The 20,243-nt window shown below is 43.4% G+C and carries 19 protein-coding genes; 3 read left to right on the forward strand and 16 right to left on the reverse strand.

The genetic code is table 11. The features are described 5' to 3' along the window. Positions 1 to 50 precede the first annotated feature (50 nt). Positions 51 to 1,076 carry an endonuclease/exonuclease/phosphatase family protein gene (locus AC3IRT_RS04150; RefSeq protein ID WP_489395177.1) on the forward strand — a complete coding sequence of 342 codons (1,026 nt, stop codon included), beginning with the start codon at positions 51 to 53 and terminating at the stop codon, positions 1,074 to 1,076. Here the strand turns inward: AC3IRT_RS04150 and AC3IRT_RS04155 are convergent. The 9 genes from AC3IRT_RS04155 to AC3IRT_RS04195 all read right to left on the reverse strand — a co-directional run bounded on the left by AC3IRT_RS04155 (position 1,073) and on the right by AC3IRT_RS04195 (position 8,480). Then, entirely contained in the window at positions 1,073 to 2,263 is a 1,191-nt protein-coding gene (locus AC3IRT_RS04155; RefSeq protein ID WP_489395178.1) for an aspartate aminotransferase family protein, read from the reverse strand. The two genes, AC3IRT_RS04150 and AC3IRT_RS04155, sit on opposite strands and share 4 nt — an antisense overlap. Positions 2,264 to 2,315: 52 nt before the next feature. Next, positions 2,316 to 2,732: a hypothetical protein gene (locus AC3IRT_RS04160; protein WP_489395179.1), complete on the reverse strand. Its 417-nt coding sequence runs from the start codon at positions 2,730 to 2,732 to the stop codon at positions 2,316 to 2,318. Then, positions 2,732 to 3,508 carry a hypothetical protein gene (locus AC3IRT_RS04165; protein WP_489395180.1) on the reverse strand — a complete coding sequence of 259 codons (777 nt, stop codon included), beginning with the start codon at positions 3,506 to 3,508 and terminating at the stop codon, positions 2,732 to 2,734. Before AC3IRT_RS04165 ends, AC3IRT_RS04160 begins: the two co-directional genes overlap by 1 nt. 34 nt (positions 3,509 to 3,542) lie before the next feature. Continuing rightward, a complete protein-coding gene (locus tag AC3IRT_RS04170) occupies positions 3,543 to 4,088 on the reverse strand; it encodes an RNA polymerase sigma factor (protein WP_249993971.1) in 546 nt (181 codons plus the stop codon). Positions 4,089 to 4,091: 3 nt separating this feature from the next. Then, positions 4,092 to 5,045, reverse strand: a complete 954-nt coding sequence (locus tag AC3IRT_RS04175) for a transketolase family protein (protein ID WP_489395181.1) — start codon at positions 5,043 to 5,045, stop codon at positions 4,092 to 4,094. A gap of 57 nt (positions 5,046 to 5,102) precedes the next feature. Beyond that, positions 5,103 to 5,951 carry a transketolase gene (locus AC3IRT_RS04180; protein WP_489395182.1) on the reverse strand — a complete coding sequence of 283 codons (849 nt, stop codon included), beginning with the start codon at positions 5,949 to 5,951 and terminating at the stop codon, positions 5,103 to 5,105. A gap of 227 nt (positions 5,952 to 6,178) precedes the next feature. Continuing rightward, a complete protein-coding gene (locus AC3IRT_RS04185; protein WP_489395183.1) occupies positions 6,179 to 6,733 on the reverse strand; it encodes a NifU family protein in 555 nt (184 codons plus the stop codon). Positions 6,734 to 6,793: 60 nt separating this feature from the next. After that, positions 6,794 to 8,158, reverse strand: a complete 1,365-nt coding sequence (gene purB, locus AC3IRT_RS04190; RefSeq protein ID WP_489395184.1) for an adenylosuccinate lyase — start codon at positions 8,156 to 8,158, stop codon at positions 6,794 to 6,796. 127 nt (positions 8,159 to 8,285) lie between these two features. Next, entirely contained in the window at positions 8,286 to 8,480 is a 195-nt protein-coding gene (locus AC3IRT_RS04195) for a PG1828 family lipoprotein (protein WP_166332157.1), read from the reverse strand. Positions 8,481 to 8,713: 233 nt separating this feature from the next. On the opposite strand from AC3IRT_RS04195, the gene AC3IRT_RS04200 reads away from it, so the two are divergent. Next, positions 8,714 to 10,063, forward strand: coding sequence for an acyl-CoA dehydrogenase family protein (locus AC3IRT_RS04200; RefSeq protein ID WP_489395185.1), 1,350 nt, complete (start codon positions 8,714 to 8,716; stop codon positions 10,061 to 10,063). A 13-nt stretch (positions 10,064 to 10,076) separates the two neighbouring features. Then, positions 10,077 to 10,214: a hypothetical protein gene (locus AC3IRT_RS04205; RefSeq protein WP_489395186.1), complete on the forward strand. Its 138-nt coding sequence runs from the start codon at positions 10,077 to 10,079 to the stop codon at positions 10,212 to 10,214. Positions 10,215 to 10,295: 81 nt separating this feature from the next. Here the strand turns inward: AC3IRT_RS04205 and yidC are convergent, their stop codons facing one another. The 7 genes from yidC to aspS all read right to left on the reverse strand — a co-directional run bounded on the left by yidC (position 10,296) and on the right by aspS (position 20,096). Further along, the gene (yidC, locus tag AC3IRT_RS04210; protein ID WP_489395187.1) at positions 10,296 to 12,101 is read right to left on the reverse strand and encodes a membrane protein insertase YidC; all 1,806 of its coding nucleotides are present in this window, start codon (positions 12,099 to 12,101) and stop codon (positions 10,296 to 10,298) included. 28 nt (positions 12,102 to 12,129) lie between these two features. Then, positions 12,130 to 13,746: a CTP synthase gene (gene pyrG, locus AC3IRT_RS04215; RefSeq protein ID WP_489395188.1), complete on the reverse strand. Its 1,617-nt coding sequence runs from the start codon at positions 13,744 to 13,746 to the stop codon at positions 12,130 to 12,132. 144 nt (positions 13,747 to 13,890) lie between these two features. Further along, complete coding sequence (locus tag AC3IRT_RS04220) at positions 13,891 to 14,958, reverse strand: family 10 glycosylhydrolase (protein ID WP_489395189.1); 1,068 nt, start codon at positions 14,956 to 14,958, stop codon at positions 13,891 to 13,893. Further along, complete coding sequence (locus tag AC3IRT_RS04225; protein WP_489395190.1) at positions 14,951 to 16,039, reverse strand: carbohydrate-binding family 9-like protein; 1,089 nt, start codon at positions 16,037 to 16,039, stop codon at positions 14,951 to 14,953. The genes AC3IRT_RS04220 and AC3IRT_RS04225 overlap by 8 nt, the downstream gene beginning before the upstream one ends. An 82-nt stretch (positions 16,040 to 16,121) precedes the next feature. After that, the gene (locus tag AC3IRT_RS04230; protein WP_489395191.1) at positions 16,122 to 16,745 is read right to left on the reverse strand and encodes a 7-carboxy-7-deazaguanine synthase QueE; all 624 of its coding nucleotides are present in this window, start codon (positions 16,743 to 16,745) and stop codon (positions 16,122 to 16,124) included. Positions 16,746 to 16,781: 36 nt separating this feature from the next. Beyond that, entirely contained in the window at positions 16,782 to 18,233 is a 1,452-nt protein-coding gene (locus tag AC3IRT_RS04235; protein ID WP_489395192.1) for an LUD domain-containing protein, read from the reverse strand. Positions 18,234 to 18,350: 117 nt separating this feature from the next. Continuing rightward, a complete protein-coding gene (gene aspS / locus AC3IRT_RS04240) occupies positions 18,351 to 20,096 on the reverse strand; it encodes an aspartate--tRNA ligase (protein ID WP_489395193.1) in 1,746 nt (581 codons plus the stop codon). Between the last annotated feature and the right edge of the window lie 147 nt (positions 20,097 to 20,243).

Raw genomic sequence — 20,243 nt, forward strand, 5'->3', positions numbered from 1 at the left:
AAGGTAGTAAAATAAGTAAAATCTTAACAGCAAATTAGTATAAACGTCATATGAGTTTTATCACTTTGGTAATAGAACAACAGCTACAAGTCATGACCTGGACTAGTGTTTTTATTCCTTATGAGCGTTGGCGTCTCCTCGGCGGAATCGTACTCATTGCTGCAATTATGGTATGGTATCTTGTGAATTACAAACGTGCAACGGCACGAAATACCTATGTGTATAGTACGGAGCATAAGTTGAAGGACGTGCACTCTGGCAATCTGAATTTATTGACCTACAACATTGCTGGGTTACCACAAGTGATCTCCAGTGCCAAGACGCCTCGCGGCGAAAGTATCCGAGCAATCGGCCTGAAAATCGATCAGTTCGATTTGGTGAATGTACAGGAAGACTTCCACTACAATGTAGATCTGTATCATTACAATCAACATCCTTTTCGCACAGATACCAAAGGTAAAGTGCCATTTGGCGATGGTCTGAATACGCTTTCCAAATACCCAATTATGGAGGTGCGTCGCATTCCTTGGCAGCATTGTAGTGGCACAGATTGTCTCACACCCAAAGGTTTTGCGTATATGCGTGTACAATTGGCAAAAGATGTATACATCGATCTGTATAATATGCACGCCACCGCGCATACCAGTAAAGTGGCAGTGCAAGCCCGACGACATAATATGGAGCAATTGGCGGATTATATCAATGCGCATTCGGAAGGGAAAGCGTTGATCGTGATGGGAGATTTCAATGCACATTATGCTTTTATGGGCGATAATATTCACTATTTCAAAAAGCAGACAGGCATGGTGGATCCTTGGGTCGACTTTTTTCTAGAAGGTAAAATACCGGAGCCTTATGCTGATTTTATGATCCCGCATAAATTGGAGCTCACACCCGAGATAGAATCGATCGATAAGATATTATATCGGCATGGCAAGGATGTAAAATTGATTCCTACAAGCTATGCCATCGAAGATGATTTATTCTCCACCGATACTGGTGAGCACTTGAGCGATCACCTCGCGATTTCGCTCAAGTTGGATTGGGAATTTATAGGTGATAATCCCAAAAATTAGCCAATCACCTCGCGGATTCCATCTAATATGATGGCGCAAGCCTGGTCGATCTCTGTGTCGGTAATGGTTAATGGCGGCGCTAAGCGAAGTGCTGTTTCGCAGTGCAAGTACCAATCAATCATGACGCCGCGTGCTGCACAATAGGTGCTTACCGCATAAACCTGATCGAAAGTTTCTAGTTGCAAGCACATCATCAATCCTAGTCCGCGGATTTCTTTAATTTGAGGAATGTTCAACGCTTTTCGGAACCGATCGGCTTTAGCCGCTACCTGTTGTACTAACTTTTCTTCTTGAATCACGGCCAAAGAAGCGCGTGCCGCAGCGCAGCTCACCGGATGCCCACCGAAGGTGGTAATATGGCCTAGCATCGGATTGTCTTTGAACACATCCATCAAATGTTTCGGCGCGACGAATGCGCCCAAAGGCATTCCGCCACCAATTCCTTTTGCAAGCATCAACACATCTGGGACGATATCGAAGTTTTCGAAGGCAAACATCTTACCGGTACGGCCAAAACCCGTTTGGATTTCATCAAATATCAGCAGCGTACCCGTTTCGGTACATTTTGCGCGTAGCGCTTGCATATATTCTGACGTTGGTACGCGTACACCCGCTTCGCCTTGTATCGGTTCAATGATCACAGCGGCCGTTTCAACGGTTATCAGATCTAGATCAGCTACAATACCAAAATCAATAAATGAAATTTCGGGTAAGAGCGGTGCGTACGCACGGTGATAATCTTCGTTGCCAATTAAGCTCAATGCGCCTTGCGTGCTACCATGATATGCTTTGCGAGCAGCAATGATTTGCCTTCTACCGGTAAATTTCTTGGCAAGTTTCATGGCACCTTCTACCGATTCTGCCCCTGAGTTGGTCAGGTATACGGAGCCAAAAGAGGAAGGTAAGCATGACAAAAGTTCGGTGGCAAAATGTACTTGCGGCGCTTGTACAAATTCGCCGTACACGGTGACGTGCAGATATTTTTCTAACTGTTGCTGAATCGCTTCGAGAACCCTAGGATGCCGATGGCCAATATTGCTTACGTTGAATCCAGAAACTAGATCCATGTATTGCTGGCCATCTGGTCCATAAAGATAGATTCCTTCCGCTTTAGCGATTTCTACTAACCGAGGAGAATTGGAAGTCTGTGCCGTATTGCGGAGGAAAAGTTCTCTATTGCTAATCATAGGTGCAAAGGTACATGCCCTAAAACAAAGAAAGAAGCTTTGGAGCTTCTTTCTATTTATTTTGACGGCTTTGCCATTCTCGATAGAGCATATCTTTGAATTCTTGCTCTACCATAAAGAATTCGGAAGCCCGTGCAGCGCCAATCACTTCGGCAAATTTGCTGCGATATTGTTTCTTTAGCTCTACTTCTTTGGCATCGAACTCTATTAAGTCGCTATTAACGTGCTCATGCTGATGAGAGCGAAGGTTAGACTTTGCCGATTTGATATTCTGCATACTTTTGCTGTATTGATTATACAACGGAAAAAAACGTTGGGCTTCTGAAGTCGTGATGTTCAGATGCTTCGTTATGTATGCTATTTTTTGGTTTTCGATCTTTTCAAAACGATCATTGTTCTGAGCTGTAGCAATCAACATCATACTACAGAACACACTTATCGTCAATAAAATTTGATTCAAACGGGTCATTATAACATGTGTTTTATATACGCTTCCAAATCTTCATCCTCTAATTCCGAACAACGCACTTGGTCTTGCTCTTGGCTTTCGTCGTTTACGTAGATGTAATCTGCGTAATACTGCAAGCCATCGCTGTCGTTGTTAAAAGCAAGGTAATCGACCAACTCATCATCCGATATGGCAGATAACGCAGACTCCGCAGCGGCTGTCTGCACGGCAGGAGATACAGCTTGCTCGGAATTTAGTCCAAAATATGCACCAATAGACAGCACGAATAACAAACAGGCTGCTGCGGTATATTTTATCCATCGCTGGATAGAAATCACCTTGGTCGGTGTAGAATTATTTTCTTGAATAGTAGATTCGGTCGCGATACGCTGCGAAATTCGATTGCTAAGCGAGTCGAAATAATTACTGTCTGCAGTGAAGCCCCCATCTGCTGCACCCACTATTGCATCAAGTTTTACGGCCGAAAAGATTTCCTGCTCTGCGTCTGCGAAATAATTAGCAGGTACATCAAAACCAGTCGCTTTTCCCTTAGATAGAATTTCTTCTAAAGAAATGCGAAGCTTAATTTGTGTAGTAAGATCTTCGAAATAAGTTGGAGAAAAATTTGGATCAAACAACGGTGCATCGGCTTGAACAGGCGGTAACTGGCATACACGAAGGATGTGTGCAGCAGCTTCTTCAAAGTAATCGGAGGGCACCGTGAAGGGATTTACATCACGGAAATCAGGAAGTTCTCCTCCTTCTAGATTGTCGTCGTATGTGTTGATTTCCTTCATAATAAGTCTATAGAGTGAGTCGCTTCGAAAAGGTTTAATCGTTTGATCGAAAAAAAAGTTCTATTTTCTTCACTGCTAAATGGTATGACGCTTTAAGTGCTCCTACGCTAGTTCCTACGATCTCTGATATTTCTTCATATTTCAGATCTTCGAAATATTTCATGTTAAAGACCAAGCGTTGTTTTTCTGGCAACTTGAGTAATGCCTGTTGCAATTTCATCTGTGCCGCATCGCCATTAAAGTAAGAGGAAGCAGTCAGCGTGCTCGACAAGTACGAGGAATCCTCTTCATCTAACGAGACATGTTGTTTCTGCTTCTTCTTATTCAAAAAAGTAATACATTCGTTGGTGGCTATACGATATAGCCACGTGTATAATTGAGAATCTTCTCTAAATTTTTCCAAATTGCGCCATACCTTCACAAAGACATCTTGCACTACATCGTCGGCATCATCATGATCGATGACCATACGGCGTACGTGCCAATATATTTTTTGCTGGTATTTTTTGAGTAATAGATTGAAGGCTTCTTCTCTCGTACTCTCGTTGGCGAATTTGGCTATTATCAGAGCGTCTTCCATATATTACTTGCGAGTTATCACTTTGCGCGCAGCAGCAACAATTGCGGCAGCATTCAGGCCATATTTATCCATCAATTCATCTGGTTTGCCCGATTCGCCAAAGCTATCATCTACTGCTACGTATTCTTGTGGGCTAGGTAACTGGCGTGCCAATACTTGCGCTACGCTATCACCCAAACCACCTAATCTATTGTGCTCTTCTGCTGTCACGACACATTTTGTTTTTGCAACGGATGCCAGTATAGCCTCTTCGTCCAACGGTTTGATGGTGTGGATATTGATGATCTCTGCCGAGATACCCAATTTCTCCAACTCTTCACCTGCTTGGATCGCTTCCCATACCAAGTGCCCGGTGGCCACGATGGTCACATCTGTACCTTCGTTTAGCATCACGGCTTTCCCAATTACGAATTCCTGATCTGCAGGCGTAAAGTTTGGCACAACAGGACGGCCAAATCGCAAATAGGTAGGTCCCACATGATCTACCAACGCTAATGTAGCTGCTTTTGTTTGGTTGAAGTCACAGGTATTAATGACTGTCATGCCTGGCAACATCTTCATTAAACCGATATCTTCTAAGATCTGGTGCGTAGCTCCATCTTCACCTAAGGTCAATCCGGCATGTGAAGCACAGATCTTGACGTTTTTGTTTGAATAGGCAATGGATTGACGAATCTGATCGTATACGCGACCGGTAGAAAAGTTGGCAAAAGTACCTGTGAATGGGATCTTGTCGCCAATGGTCAATCCGGCAGCAATCCCCATCATATTCGCCTCGGCGATACCAATTTGAAAGAATCGCTCTGGAAATTCTTTGATGAAATCATTCATCTTTAACGAACCAATCAGGTCGGCACATAGCGCCACTACGTTTTCGTTCTTTTTTCCGGCTTCCAATAGGCCTGCGCCAAAGCCCGAACGTGTATCCTTTGATTCTGTATATGTGTATTTTTTCATGTCTTCTTTACTGTTCTGATTTGTTTAGTGATCCGATAGATAATCGCTTTGCAACGATTAGTAATCGCCTAAGGTTTCTGGATTCTGCGCCAACGCCGAAGCCAACTGCTCGTCATTCGGTGCTACACCATGCCATTTGTGCGATCCCATCATGAAATCTACACCATATCCCATGCCTGTGTGCAATAAGATCATGACTGGCTTACCTTTGCCCGAACGTGATTTAGCTTCGTCCAATCCTTCGATGATCGATGCCATATCGTTTCCTTTTTCGACGTCCAACACATCCCAGCCAAATGCTTCCCATTTAGCGCGAAGGTTTCCTAAGCTCAACACGTCTTTGGTCGCGCCATCGATCTGTGCCCCGTTGTAATCTACTGCCGCAATGACGTTATCCATCTTATTGTGTGCAGCATACATCGCCGCTTCCCAGATTTGTCCTTCCTGTAGTTCACCATCGCCCATCAGTACATACACGGTCTGCGAATCCTTATCTAATTTTTTCGCTTGCGCTGCACCAATAGCTACCGAAAGACCTTGGCCTAATGAACCAGAGGCAATACGAATTCCTGGAAGATGCTCATGCGTGGTTGGGTGACCTTGCAAACGAGAATCAATCTGTCTGAAAGTTGCTAATTCTGAAGCTGGGAAATAGCCTGCACGCGCCAACGTACTGTAAAACACCGGAGAAATATGCCCGTTTGAAAGGAAAAATAAATCTTCGCCAGCCGCGTTAAAATTAAAAGAAGAATCATGCTTCATGGCATGAAAATACAAAGCAACGAAGTAATCGGTACAGCCCAACGATCCACCCGGATGACCGGATTGACAAGAATGAACCATACGCACGATGTCGCGCCTTACTTGGGATGCAATTTGTTCTAACTTAGTGATATCTGCACTCATTATGTATCAGGTTTTATCAAAATTTCCCTAATATACTCAATTTTGAAAGAGTATTTAGATGAAATGTCAAAAACAGATTGTTTAATGATGAGACAGAATTTCGTGATGAGAATGGAATAGTTTACGGTAGGAGGAAGCTGATTTTGCTCGGTAAGATACAAGAAGGGCATGATGCTACTGCATTATGCCCTTCTTGTATCTTATCTTTTGAAGTCTTACAAAGAAAATTACATCGCCTCAGCCACGACTTCCTCTACATCAGGAACCATTCGTTTCAACAGACCTTCGATACCCGCTTTCAACGTAATGGTAGAAGAAGGGCAACCGCTACAAGAACCGCGAAGTTCTACGGTAACAGTACCTTTATCAAATGATTTGTACGCAATCGCACCCCCATCTTGCTCTACCGCAGGACGTACATAATCGTGCAATACTTGTTGGATTTTGATCTCAGTTTCGGTTCCTTCGAAATTAACATTCTCGTCGGCAACCACCTCCTGTACCTTCAATTCAGACTCAACAGCACCTTTTACAAACTCCTTGAGTAAGCTCTCAATATCGCTCCAATCTGCGTCGTCGGTCTTAGTAACAGTCACAAAGTTGCTCGCGAAAAACACACCATTCACGAAGTTGAATTTAAACAATTCTCTCGCAAACGGAGAGGTTTGTGCTCTCTCCTGATCTGGGAAATCCACACTGCCGTTAATCAATAATTTATTGACCAAGAACTTCATGGTCGCTGGATTAGGGGTTGTTTCTGTATATACGTTTATCGTAGCCATGGTAATTTCAAATGAATATAACTTTTACAAATATACGTGATGCAAGTTTGACACACGTCATTAATCCGTAAAACCTGCTGCTTTGACGCCAATGTAATTGCTTGGGGAGATGGCGATCAACTCTTGTTTTACCTCTTCCGATACGTTCAGATTCTGTACAAATTCGGCAATCGTATCTTGTGTAATATGGGAATTCGTGCGCGTCAAATCTTTCAATGCTTCGTACGGTTTTGGATAGCCTTCGCGACGAAGAATCGTCTGAATGGCTTCGGCCACTACCGCCCAGTTGTTTTCCAGATCTTTGGCTAACGCATCTTTATTCAAGATCAGTTTACGCAGTCCGCGCAAGGCTGATTTGAATGCAATCAAGGTGTGTCCAAATGGTACACCAATATTACGCAATACGGTAGAATCTGTTAAATCACGTTGCAATCTGGAGATCGGTAACTTGGCTGCCAAGTGCTCAAAAATTGCATTAGCAATCCCTAAATTTCCTTCTGCATTTTCAAAATCAATCGGATTTACTTTATGCGGCATCGCCGAGGAGCCAATCTGTCCCGCCGTAATTTTTTGTTTGAAATAATCGATAGAAATATAAGACCACACATCTCTACATAAGTCGATCAAAATATTGTTGATACGCTTTAAAGCATCGCAGCTCGCTGCAAAGTTATCGTAATGCTCTATCTGCGTCGTTGTTTGTGAACGCGTTAAACCTAAATTTTCCTGCACGAATTGATTACCGAAGGCTACCCAGTTTTGAGTTGGGTAGGCCACCGTGTGTGCGTTGAAATTTCCGGTAGCTCCACCAAATTTTGCGGCATGCGGTACTTGAGCTAATAATTCTAATTGTTTTTCAAGGCGTTCTACGAAAACAAAAACTTCTTTACCCAATGTAGTCGGAGAAGCAGGCTGTCCGTGCGTACGCGCCAACATCGGAATATCGCGCCAGTCTGATGCTAAACTTTTCAGCTCACTCACCAATTCTTGTACAGTAGGTAGGTATACTTCTTCCAACGCCGCTTTCCAAGAGTAGGGGATTGCCGTATTATTGATGTCTTGGGAAGTAAGGCCGAAGTGGATAAACTCCAAAGAATCGTGCAAGCCCAACAATTCGAACTTATGTTTCAGGAAATATTCTACCGCTTTCACATCATGGTTCGTTACTTTTTCGGTGTCTTTGATCCACTGTGCATCTTCTAAGCTGAAATTCTGGTAAATCTCACGTAGCTTATTATTTAAGCTGCCATCCAAGTGTGCCATTTGTGGAATACCGGATGCACTTAAGGCAATGAAATATTCTACCTCTACCAATACGCGATATTTAATCAGCGCAAATTCCGAGAAGTAGGCAGAAAGCTCGTTTGTAGTATGGTAATACCTGCCATCGATAGGGGTGACAGCAGTTAAAGGAGATAATGTCATGATAAACTATGTTTTGGGACTCAAAAATACAAAATTGCCCTTTGTCCAACAAACACTATTTAAGGTTGCTGAAAAACAACAAAGGCCCATAAATGGGCCTTTGCAGTATTTTCGATTTTAGTTCGGACTATTGAACGTTCTCGATAGTGTCAGTAGTAACAGTAGTGTCAGTAACTACAGCAGTAGTATCAACAACTACTTCTTCTTCGATCAACAAAGTAGTGTCAGCAGTTTCTTCAGTTTTCTCAGCAGAGTTGTTACAAGCTGCAAATCCTACTGTTAACGCTAGACCTAAAAATCCGAATTTGAATAAGTTTTTCATTTTACTAGTTTTCTATTTAATTAAAACAAATTTGTTTATATAATCCTTAATACCCCACACTACATTTAGGTAACCCACCAATTATGTTTAATTTTAATTATTTACATAATAAACTGATTTTCAGTTTAATAAATATTTGTATAGTCGCTTTTGTTTTGAGAAAAATCAACATTTTTCAACTAAAAACTATTTGGAATTGAATTTGTTATAACAAAGTACAAAAGTGTTCCCTAATGATTGGTAAGATTAAAAACATGATGAAGTTCGCGAAGTCAATCGACTTTAATGAACTGGAAAAACTTTCTAAAAAGGTAGATTTGGGCGAAGTCATTGGCGCAGTTTCCAAAATGGATGAAAAGCAACTGCAGATGGCCATGAAAATGCTAACTGGATCAAAGAAAAAGAAAGAATCTCCGCCCATCAATGCTGATTTCTATGGTGTAGAGCAAAAGCTATCGGCAGAGGATCATGCCTTGAAGATGAAAGTACGTGCCTTTCTGGAAGCAGAAGTCAAACCTATTGTCAATAATTATTGGTTACACGATGATTTTCCTTTTGAGATCATTCCCAAACTTGCCGAACTCAATATTTGTGGTTACGTATACGATGGATATGGCTGTGCTGGCGGATCATCCTTGATGGATGGCATTATCGCCAGCGAATTTGGTCGTATTGATCCATCCATTGCCACTTTTCTGGGCGTACAAAGCGGATTGGCTATGGGATCTATTTATTTGTGTGGATCCGAAGAACAGAAGCAGGAATGGCTGCCGCAAATGCAACAACTGAAAAAGATTGGTGCATTTGGCTTAACCGAACCCGAAGTAGGTTCGGGTACCGCAGGCGGTTTGACCACCACTTGTAAGAGAACTGCGGATGGCTGGGTGTTGAACGGGCAAAAGAAATGGATTGGGAATGCTACATTCTCTGATATTACCATCATCTGGGCACGTGATGTAGATGATAATCAAGTGAAAGGCTTTATTGTACGCAAGGAGAATCCGGGTTTCTCCGTCGAGAAGATTAAAGGAAAAATGGCGTTGCGCATTGTGCAGAATGGATTGATTACCATGACGGATTGTGTGGTGCCAGAGTCGGATCGTTTACAAAATGCCAATAGCTTCCGAGATACAGCAAAAGTTTTGCAGATGACGCGTGCTGGTGTAGCTTGGATGGCGGTAGGCTGTGCACGTGGTGCGTATGAAAATGCTTTAGAATATACCTTGAAACGCGAGCAATTCGGGAAGCCAATTGCTTCGTTCCAACTAATTCAAAACCATCTAGTAGAAATGCTCTCTAACCTCACAGCAATGCAAACGCTGGTATTTCGCTTATCCGAAATGCAGGATGAAGGATTGCTAAAAGATGAGCATGCTTCGTTGGCCAAAGTATTTTGTACGCTGCGCACCCGCGATATCGTATCACGTGCTCGCGAAGTGATGGGTGGAAACGGTATTTTGTTAGAATACAATGTAGCGCGCTTTTTGGCCGATGCCGAAGCGATCTATTCGTACGAAGGTACCAAGGAGATCAACTCCCTAATCGTCGGAAGAAGTATTACCGGATTCAGCGCCTTCGTATAATAATTATGCACCGATGAAAAGCGAAATGTGCGGAGCGTCAGAAGCAGGCTTTACTAAGAAATTGATCTCATCGCATCCAGATACGCAAAAACGCATGGACGAGATGGCCAAGAAAGCGGCAAAGGATGGTTTTGAGAAGCCTGCACAATAGCTAGCAAGCAGGTCGCAACAAGTTATTATAAAAGCAGAAAGCTCGGAAAATCTCCGAGCTTTCTGCTTTTATAAACAAGTACTACTTGTTCTTTTTCTGGTTTTGCGCTGTTTGTTGCTGGCGCATCATATCTTCCATACGTTTTTGGAAGGTAGAAGTTTTCTTTTCTTCTTGAGGCTTTTTCTTGAAAGCTTCGATTTTAGCCAAGATCTTATCGTCGTCGATGAATTGACGGATGATCACTTGAGTCAAGAAGGTAAATACCGCTGCTAGGAAGTAGTAATAGTTCAATCCAGCAGGGAAGTTGTTCAATAAGAAGAAGAACATCAACGGCATGATGTAGCCAATGTATTTCATTTGTCCAACGGCACCAGCACCCGAGGTCGTATTGTTATACCAAGTCGTTAATAGCGTCGTGATCGTCATCAATACACACATCAACGAGATGTGATCGATACCAAAGATGATCGGTGCAAATGAAATTGGCGAATCATACGTCGACAAATCTTTGACCCACATAAAGGATTCTCCGCGAAGCTCAAATAAGTTCGGGAAGAAGAAGAAGAAAGCCAAGGTAAATGGCATCTGCAATACCAAAGGGAGACAGCCTCCCAGTGGATTCACGCCTGCCTGTTTGTACAGCTTCATTTGCTCCTGTTGTAATAGCATCGGGTTATCTTCACCCACTTTTGCTTTGATCTCGTCCAATTGTGGTTTCAAGACGCGCATCTTGGCCATCGATAAGTACGATTTGTACGTCAATGGAAACATGGCACCTTTCAACAAGATCGTCAAGATCAGAATCACAGCACCATACGATAAGGCGAAGCCATCCAAGAAATCAAAGATCGGTACCGTGATAAAACGGTTGATCCAAGTAATTGGACCCCAACCCATGTTGATGATCTTATTGTAATCGTTTCCTTCGGCTTTCAACGTGTTGTATTGATTTGGCCCGAAGAAGAAGTTTAAATTATAGCGCTCGTCTCTGCCTGTGTTGGCCAATTCTGTCTTCGCTTTGTAGAACTTTACGATGCTATCGCTCGTACCACTACGAACGGTCAATTCGACTTTGTCAAAACCTTCTTTACTCGAAAGGATGTTAGAGAAATAGTGTTGTTTGAAAGCGATCCAATTCACTTTTTCTTCTACTGTTTCTTCATCGTCCTTGCTTTCCGATAGGTGATCAATATTACCTTCTGTATCACGGTAGTAAATAGAAGATTTCTCACGCTCCGACGAAATGTTTTTCTCTTTTTGGGTAAGAATCGTTTCCCAGTTTAAGAAAATGCTTTTTGATTTGACATCAATCGTGTTATGGATGCCTTTTGTTTCGATAGCTAAACCCACATTGTAGCTATCGTTTTCTAAGGTGTAAATATAATCGATGTATTGCGAGTCGGAATAGTTGAGACGCATGGTAAGTGCACCATTATTGTCACCCTGAGAGGTGAAATACAAATTGTTGGTATTTACCGCTTTGCCAGGGACATTGAATTCTAAACCGAAGCTATTATGGTCTCCGCTAAACAAAATCAACGGATTGCCATCAAAATTCTGCTGTCCTTTGAGTTCCACCGATTTGATTCGGCCTCCTTTAGTGGAAATCTGAGCAATGATTTTATCATTTTCCAACTTGATTAATTCTTCGGTGCCGAAGCTGCTAGCCCCGAACGGCTCATTTAATTTTACGGAATCTACTTCATTAGATTCTACAATAGTTTGCAAAGAATCTTTAACTGGAGCTAAGCCTTGTTTTGCACGCTCTGTAGAATCCTGACGAGCCTGTTCTGTCTTGATTTCTTGCTCCGAAGGTTTCATAAGGTAGAAGGAACCTGCGAAGATGGCAAATATCAAGATCAGCCCGATAATATTATTTCTATCCATTTTTACTTATTTTCTCTCTTTTTAATGCTTATTTGCTCGCTGTTTTTTTATGTGTCAACGCAGCGGCTACAAAACTAACAAAAAGTGGGTGAGGATTTGCTACTGTTGATTTTAATTCCGGGTGAAATTGTCCGGCCACGTAAAAAGGGTGATCCTTCAACTCTACAATTTCTACCAAGCCTGTCTTTGGATTCTTACCAGAAGCGATCATACCCGCTGCTTCGAATTGTGCTAAGTACTCATTGTTGAACTCATAACGGTGGCGGTGGCGTTCGGTAATCTTCGATTTACCGTAGATCGCTTGCGCCTTCGAGCCCTTGCGCAGTTCACAATCGTAAGCACCCAATCGCATGGTACCGCCCATGTTTTTGATCGACTTTTGTTCTTCCATTAGGTTGATGACCGGATGCTGTGTTTGCTCATCCATCTCATAGCTGTTGGCATCATTCAATGACAAGACATTGCGTGCAAATTCTATAACAGAGCATTGCATACCCAGACAGATCCCAAAAAAAGGAATGCGTTGCTCGCGAACATACTTGATCGCGACAAGTTTTCCTTCCAATCCACGTGCGCCAAAACCAGGAGCAACCAAGATGCCGTCCAAACCTTTTAGCTTATCCGCCACGTTTTCATCATTGATACTCTCGGCAGCGATGGATTTTACTTTTACTTTTGTCTCATTTGCCGACCCGGCATGTATAAATGCTTCGTTGATGGATTTGTAGGCGTCTGGTAATTCGATGTATTTACCCACTAAGCCAATGTTGACTTCGTTCGTAGGGTTTTTTAATTTACCTAAGAAGGTTTTCCAGTTTTCGAGATCCGGCTCTACTTTGGTCGATAGTTTTAGTTTGGTTAAGACCGTTTTATCCAGTTGCTCCTTTAACATCAACAAGGGCACATCATAGATCGTCGAAGCATCAATCGATTCTACCACGGCGTTGATGTTTACATTGCAAAACAAAGCTAGTTTTTTACGGATATCCTGCGTCAACTTGTGCTCGGTACGACAAACCAAGATATCTGGCTGAATGCCGTATTCCAATAACGTTTTGACCGAATGCTGTGTCGGCTTAGTTTTCAATTCGCCTGCGGCAGCAAGATATGGGATCAAGGTGAGGTGAATGACTAACGAATCATTACTTCCCAATTCCCAACGCAACTGTCGTACAGCCTCAATGAACGGCAAAGACTCGATGTCACCCACCGTACCACCTAATTCGGTGATGATGATATCATACTCATCCGATTCGCCCAACAGCTGCATTCTGCGCTTGATCTCATCGGTAATGTGCGGTACGACTTGTACGGTTTTTCCTAGATAGGCGCCTTCACGCTCTTTTTGGATAACGTGTTGGTAAATACGTCCGGTTGTTACGTTGTTAGCTTGCGAAGTGGGTACATTCAAAAATCGCTCGTAGTGGCCTAAATCTAAATCGGTCTCTGCACCATCTTCCGTTACAAAACATTCTCCATGTTCGTAAGGATTTAGCGTTCCTGGATCGATATTAATGTAAGGGTCGAATTTTTGAATGGTAACTTTGAGTCCGCGTGCTTGGAGAAGTTTAGCCAGAGAAGCCGCAATAATGCCTTTTCCCAATGACGAAGTTACGCCGCCCGTAACAAAGATGTATTTACTCATAGTAATTGATGGGTTTTTGAGCGATTTTCCATCACTGAAAAGCAATGGAAAATCTGTCTTTTGTACGGGATACAAAGGTAGCAAATTTTTTGTGCTTTAATCGTAAAAATGAATATCCCCACCCAAAGGGTGGGGATCAGGTTGTTATCGCAAAGACCTAAGCAAATTGATGGTTTTTACGTCGAATTCTTGCTCACCAAATAACGATACACCGGCAGCGCCATTCTTTTTTGCGAGCTCAATTCCCTTCTTGAGTTCTTCGCTGTCTTTGAAGTCTGGTAAATATAGGCCTGCGTATAATGGAAATTTTTTATTCAGAGTTTGTACGCCTTCCTTCACGGCTTGGCCGACCCATTCTACGGGTTCCTGATAGAAACCATGATAAATCATCGGGAATACCGCATCCAAATCCCAATTTGCCCAATCCTGTCGCACGATGCGGCGCGCCAGATCTGGCGTAGGGAAGACCGCTGCGGTCAACGGTTTTTGGTATTCTTTGGCCACTTTGGCAATGCGGTTGACCACGCGATTAATCTGCTCGTAACGAAAAGCGCGCCATGACGGACTTTGCTCCGGTCGAGCGACCTTATCAATGTCAATTCCAGTTTCTTCCAAATAGGCGGCCTTGGTAAATGGGCTATAACAAAAATCGTAATCTGCTAGCTCCGTCGATTGATCGATGTTATAATTCTGCCACAGGTTTACCGGCAATACGACATCTGGATAGCGGATATAATCTAGGTGCAAACCATCAATATCTTCCTTTTCCAACTGTTCACGCGCTTTGTCTTCCAAATATTTCGGAACATCCGGATGCGATGGGCACAAAAAGCGGTAGTAATTGACATAAGGTGGCTGGTCGGCGCACGACTTTCCAGAGCGGCTTATGGCATAATATTCGGGATGTTTGCTCAACAAATCCTGCTCACCACGATTCATCGTCCACATCCAACGATGTGTTTCCAATCCCAAGCTCTTTGCCACCTGAAAATGTCGAACGCTGTAATCTTCAAAAAGTAATCCACGTACACCCGCTTCGCGGTAAGAGGTATAGCGTTTTTTGATAACGGCATCACTGTCTTTCATATTAGGGCGTATCCACATCCAGTAATCAAAGGAAAGTGGCGTGGCATTTGCCGCCAAAGAGATAGAAGGCAGTTGCAGACCGGCGAAGCCGAGCAAAGAAGTCTTGATGAAATCGCGTTTATTCATAGTAGGTGTTGTTACCGAGGTGATCTATCCGAAAGATAGTATTATTTTTCGAATCGCTTACGCGTACCGCATATCCGGCTGCATCTGCTTCCAGATCATAGGTGAGTGTAAACTGCTTTAATGAAGGAGCTATGTATTTGTTGTACTCAGGCAGTTGATTTAATTGAGCCGCGTAGTTGCCATGCTGGCGCTTGTGTACTTGCTGCAAATAGTGGATGTTCCAGCCCAGCTTTTTAATCTCGTACGATGCTGGTAAGGTGGGATTGCCCAACTTATCTACAAACTCTATATATCCCCATCTTTCCGGATAATGCATATTCACGAGCCCAATCGGAGACCATACCCAATTATCTTCGGTCAAGATGTTTCCATTTTCCGATTTTCGCTTGTAGGTGTCTTTTTTAGCCGTGTGCTGCCATTGTACTCGAGAGAAGTTGAATAACCAATAGGATGATAGGGCAGGTGTGTCGCCCGTACCAAAGCTATGTAGTGCACTAAACGGAATGGCTATCTCCACGCTCCAAAACTTGTCTTTATCGCGTGGATTGTTCAACGTACCCTCAACGTGAACCGCACTTTTGAGGCCTTTCATATCCCAATGAATGAGTGCTTTTCCGCCGTAGCGATACGGTTTTACCAGTGCTAAGTCGAATATCGTGTTCAATGCATTCACTTCCAGTTCATAATAATGATCTTGGTGAATATCGGGCTTGATGAAGACCTCAAAATCATTGTTGTGAAAGATGATATCGTCGTGTTTGGTGATATTGCCCCATACATGCGGCTCTTCCAATTTCGCGTAGATGTACAGATTGGTATCATCGTACATCATCTTAAATCTGGTTTCGTAAGCAGGCATTGTTTTGTCTGCTCCTTCAATATCAATGAATTTGGTCGACCAAGGAATGTTGGCCCACTGTGTTTCTGCATCACGACCATCGATCGTGATCGCGCCATCCACCTTCTGAACTTGATACACTAATGGGGTAGATTGTAGTCGTTCCATCTCGTCGATGGTCGATTGTGCATGAGCGGCCGTTACACAAAGTAAACAGGGCAAAAAACGTTTTAGCAAATTCATAGGTAAAGAAATCAACCCCAATAATAAGAAAAAATATCGGATCAAGGATGTAACATAAACGTGATGGATGACCACGCGAATGCTAAGGGATGTTGAGGTATTTGTGGGTTTGCAAGGAGATTTCCCATTTAGGATTGTTCATCACATAATCGATGATGAGCGGCGTCATCTCTGCTGCTTTCGACCATTCTGGTTGTAAGTACAATTTGCACGAGGGACTCACTTGAGCAGCATGCTCTTCTGCCCATTGGAAGTCACTTTTGTTAAATATAATGACTTTCAGTTCGCCAGCCGCTTCTAAAACGTCTTTACGAGGTGCTTTGAATTTTTTGGGTGATAAACAGATCCAATCCCACTGCCCGCTCAGCGGATAAGCGCCAGAAGTTTCCATAAAAGTACGAATACCGCGCTCTTGCAAGCTTTTAGTCAATGGATCTAAATTGTAGATAAGCGGTTCACCACCTGTCACAACGACTGTTTTTGCGGGGTGCTGATCAGCATGTTGCACGATCGTATCGACCGATGTTAGCGGATGGATACTGGCATCCCAGCTTTCTTTGACATCGCACCAATGGCAACCCACATCACAACCTCCTAGGCGAATGAAATAAGCCGCTTTACCCGTGTGGTAGCCTTCGCCTTGAATGGTGTAAAACTCCTCCATTAATGGAAGTTGAATGCCGTCTTCTGGAACTTGTCGTGACATGCGATTTTTATTAAGAAAGGCAAAGGTAAGGATTTTTTAATCAGTATCCTTGGCTTTGGAACGCCATTGCGTCGAGAAGGATTTGTCGGGTACACGCGGCAGTACACGTTGATCTCCCCAAGATTTTTTGAAAAGTAATTTAATGAAGACGTTTTTCAGTCCTTTGCCAATGAAGTCGATATATTTTCTGTTCTTCGCGAGCTTAGTATACCAGCTCCACATCCGAGATTCTGGGAGTGGTTTGGTTATTTCATTTACCCGATCGTGCCGATTTTTAAGTAACAGGCGATCAATATCGATGTTCAGAGGATTGGCTCGCTCTCTACTGTTGAAGCTAGCGGCATGCTGTAGGTAAGCGTATGATTCGTTCGAATCTAGATGCGATGTGAACACCGCGCCCATAGGTCCGGGATATGTATTTTGATAAGCTGCTCCACCAATGGTTTCGTACATCGCGCAGTCATTGGTGCTTGCGCCGCACTCCATCCAATACAAGGCTTGCCGCTGTTCCGTGAGCGCTAATAAATCAGATCGACCATTATCTACCAATATCAATACCATTTGGCTTGGCCCATCGGTTTCGCGACCACGCTGCGGTCCAGTTAGTAAACTGTGGTGACGCTGCAATTTTTGTCCTTGATCGTGCAGCGCACCCAAAGGCAGAAATAGGTCTAGATCATGAATGGAAGGCAAAATTTTATCGATGCCAGCAAATACGATATGGTAGGGTGCAAAAGCGTCATGAAGCCGATTATTGCCTTCGTTTTCGCTGATAACTACACTGCCCGTATCGGCTAATAGATGCGATGCGCCCGATATCATCACATCTGTCGATGTGGCACGTTCACGCTGAATCTTTCGAAAACTATGCAAGATTTTAGTCGCACCTTGTTCTATGGGTACTGCTTGCTCGTCCTCCGAATTTTCTTCTGATTTCTCTTTTTCAGCGCTCTCCGTTGTTATGTTTTCTGGATGCTTCGCATCCCATAGAGCTTTCGCTTTTTCTTCACTCAGCTCAATCGCTGGCTGGATTACATGACTCGGTTTTGTGCCATTTAGCTGTACCAAGTAACGACCAAGATCGGCTTCATTAGCACGGTATTTAGATTCCGCAAGATATTTTGGCAAACCAATCTCCTCGTGGATCATGGCATGATTGGTCGCGATGTGATTGGGCTGATAGGTAGCTAAAAGCTTGTCGAACTCTTCCAATGCTTCCGATGCGGTATTTGCCCAGATCACCTTTCCGCCCGCTCTGCTGAAGTTGGTTTCAAAGTCCAATAAATAGCGATCCATGTTTTCGATCGCTTTCCATTTGATCAAATGTGCTTTTTTCTTCGCGTTTTGAAGATTTTGAAAACGAGGAGATATATTTTGAAAAGCCTGATGGTAGTTTTCCAGATGTTCGCGCAGGGCAACATGGTCCTGTGGATCCGAGGCACTGGTCTCGCAAGCTTTTCTAAATTGTTCTTCCTTCGTATTCGGCATGTGGAGTAGAGTGGAGTATTATTATAGTAAAAGTCGGCAATCATCTTGCCAACTTTTACTAAATAGGATTTCTGAGCCAGTTATCGTCCGAAAAGGACGACGCTCAGTAATAAAAAATTATGCTTTAACTTGTAAAGTCAGCTCATCTAATTGTGCAGGCGCAATCGTTGAAGGCGCATCAATCATCACATCGCGGCCACTATTGTTTTTCGGGAATGCAATAACATCACGAATGCTATCCAAGCCGGCAAAAATAGATACCAAGCGATCTAAACCAAATGCTAATCCGCCGTGCGGTGGCGCACCATAGGTGAATGCTTCCATCAAGAAACCAAATTGTTTCTGTGCTTCTTCTGGAGAGAAACCTAAATGCTTAAACATGTTGGATTGCAAATCGCGGTCGTGGATACGAATCGATCCGCCGCCCACTTCGACACCATTGATCACCAAATCGTAGGCATTGGCACGTACATCGCCAGGGTTGGATTCCAATAAATGGATATCTTCTGGTTTTGGCGAGGTGAATGGATGGTGCATTGCATGATAGCGTGCCGAATCTTCATCCCACTCCAACAGTGGAAAATCGATCACCCAAAGTGGTGAGAATGTATTTTTGTCGCGCAGGCCTAATTGTCTGGCTACTTCTAGGCGAAGCTCGTTCAATTGCTTGCGTACTTTATCTGTCGATCCAGCCATGATGAGCAGCAAATCGCCCGGCTCACTGTCAAATGCTTTAGACCAAGCTTCCAAGGCCGTAGCATCGTAGAACTTATCGACCGAAGACTTCATGCTTCCATCTTCGTTATGACGTGCATATACGATTCCGGTAGCACCAATTTGTGGTCTTTTCACAAAGTCAGTCAATGCGTCCAGTTGTTTTCTGGTATAGCTAGCGCAATTCTTGGCATTGATACCAACAATCAACTCTGCTTGCTCGAAAACCGGAAAATCGTGCCCTTTTACGATGTTATTCAGCTCAACGAACTGCATGCCAAAGCGTGTGTCTGGTTTGTCGGATCCGTACAGGCGCATGGCGTCATCATAAGTCATGCGAGGCACTTCGCCCAAGTCTACCCCTTTCACCGTTTTGAAAAGATGCTTGGTCAATCCTTCGAACATGTTTAAGATATCTTCCTGCTCTACAAAGGCCATCTCACAGTCGATCTGTGTAAACTCTGGCTGTCTGTCGGCACGCAAATCCTCATCACGAAAGCATTTCACAATCTGAAAATAGCGGTCGAAACCCGATACCATCAGCAATTGCTTAAAGGTTTGCGGTGATTGTGGCAAGGCGTAGAATTCGCCCGGATTCATACGAGAAGGAACCACAAAATCCCGTGCGCCTTCTGGTGTTGATTTAATCAAGACCGGAGTTTCTACCTCCAAGAAATCTTCCCCGTCTAAATAACGGCGAATCTCTTGAGACATCTTGTGGCGCAGGATCAGATTTTCGCGCACTGGATTGCGGCGTAAGTCCAGATAGCGGAATTTCATGCGAATATCATCACCACCATCCGTTTCATCTTCGATCGTAAATGGCGGTAAAGCTGATGCATTTAATATATCCAGATCCGATACCTTGATTTCAATCTCTCCGGTAGGGATCTTATTATTTTTACTAGAACGCTCGATGACGATACCCGTCACTTTGATGACGTATTCTCGGCCAAGATCTAAGGCTTTTGCGCGTAAGGTCTGATCGTCGTCTACGTGGAGCGCAAGCTGCGTGATGCCATATCGATCGCGTACGTCAATAAAAGTCATTCCTCCTAAGTCACGTGATTTCTGGACCCATCCACTTAAGGTGACGGTCTTTCCCAGATCGGACAACCGCAGTTCGCCGCAAGTATGTGTTCTGTGCATTTCCTATTATGTATTTAACTATTTCAGAATCTGAAGACAAAAATATCGGTTTTTGGACACAAAAACGAAACTTAATTTGACTGACGCGCAGACGAGGCATGAATCTCATGACACGATTTCCCACCTTGCTAGCACTTCTCCCATTTT

The sequence above is a fragment of the Sphingobacterium sp. KH_072 genome (assembly GCF_057837975.1).

What these genes read in the sequence shown, in the direction of transcription:
- AC3IRT_RS04150 (WP_489395177.1), top strand. Translation starts at nt 51, where the DNA reads ATGAGTTTTATCACTTTGGTAATAGAACAACAGCTACAAGTCATGACC.
- AC3IRT_RS04155 (WP_489395178.1), bottom strand. Translation starts at nt 2,263, where the DNA reads ATGATTAGCAATAGAGAACTTTTCCTCCGCAATACGGCACAGACTTCC.
- AC3IRT_RS04160 (WP_489395179.1), bottom strand. Translation starts at nt 2,732, where the DNA reads ATGACCCGTTTGAATCAAATTTTATTGACGATAAGTGTGTTCTGTAGT.
- AC3IRT_RS04165 (WP_489395180.1), bottom strand. Translation starts at nt 3,508, where the DNA reads ATGAAGGAAATCAACACATACGACGACAATCTAGAAGGAGGAGAACTT.
- AC3IRT_RS04170 (WP_249993971.1), bottom strand. Translation starts at nt 4,088, where the DNA reads ATGGAAGACGCTCTGATAATAGCCAAATTCGCCAACGAGAGTACGAGA.
- AC3IRT_RS04175 (WP_489395181.1), bottom strand. Translation starts at nt 5,045, where the DNA reads ATGAAAAAATACACATATACAGAATCAAAGGATACACGTTCGGGCTTT.
- AC3IRT_RS04180 (WP_489395182.1), bottom strand. Translation starts at nt 5,951, where the DNA reads ATGAGTGCAGATATCACTAAGTTAGAACAAATTGCATCCCAAGTAAGG.
- AC3IRT_RS04185 (WP_489395183.1), bottom strand. Translation starts at nt 6,733, where the DNA reads ATGGCTACGATAAACGTATATACAGAAACAACCCCTAATCCAGCGACC.
- purB (WP_489395184.1), bottom strand. Translation starts at nt 8,158, where the DNA reads ATGACATTATCTCCTTTAACTGCTGTCACCCCTATCGATGGCAGGTAT.
- AC3IRT_RS04195 (WP_166332157.1), bottom strand. Translation starts at nt 8,480, where the DNA reads ATGAAAAACTTATTCAAATTCGGATTTTTAGGTCTAGCGTTAACAGTA.
- AC3IRT_RS04200 (WP_489395185.1), top strand. Translation starts at nt 8,714, where the DNA reads ATGATTGGTAAGATTAAAAACATGATGAAGTTCGCGAAGTCAATCGAC.
- AC3IRT_RS04205 (WP_489395186.1), top strand. Translation starts at nt 10,077, where the DNA reads ATGAAAAGCGAAATGTGCGGAGCGTCAGAAGCAGGCTTTACTAAGAAA.
- yidC (WP_489395187.1), bottom strand. Translation starts at nt 12,101, where the DNA reads ATGGATAGAAATAATATTATCGGGCTGATCTTGATATTTGCCATCTTC.
- pyrG (WP_489395188.1), bottom strand. Translation starts at nt 13,746, where the DNA reads ATGAGTAAATACATCTTTGTTACGGGCGGCGTAACTTCGTCATTGGGA.
- AC3IRT_RS04220 (WP_489395189.1), bottom strand. Translation starts at nt 14,958, where the DNA reads ATGAATAAACGCGATTTCATCAAGACTTCTTTGCTCGGCTTCGCCGGT.
- AC3IRT_RS04225 (WP_489395190.1), bottom strand. Translation starts at nt 16,039, where the DNA reads ATGAATTTGCTAAAACGTTTTTTGCCCTGTTTACTTTGTGTAACGGCC.
- AC3IRT_RS04230 (WP_489395191.1), bottom strand. Translation starts at nt 16,745, where the DNA reads ATGTCACGACAAGTTCCAGAAGACGGCATTCAACTTCCATTAATGGAG.
- AC3IRT_RS04235 (WP_489395192.1), bottom strand. Translation starts at nt 18,233, where the DNA reads ATGCCGAATACGAAGGAAGAACAATTTAGAAAAGCTTGCGAGACCAGT.
- aspS (WP_489395193.1), bottom strand. Translation starts at nt 20,096, where the DNA reads ATGCACAGAACACATACTTGCGGCGAACTGCGGTTGTCCGATCTGGGA.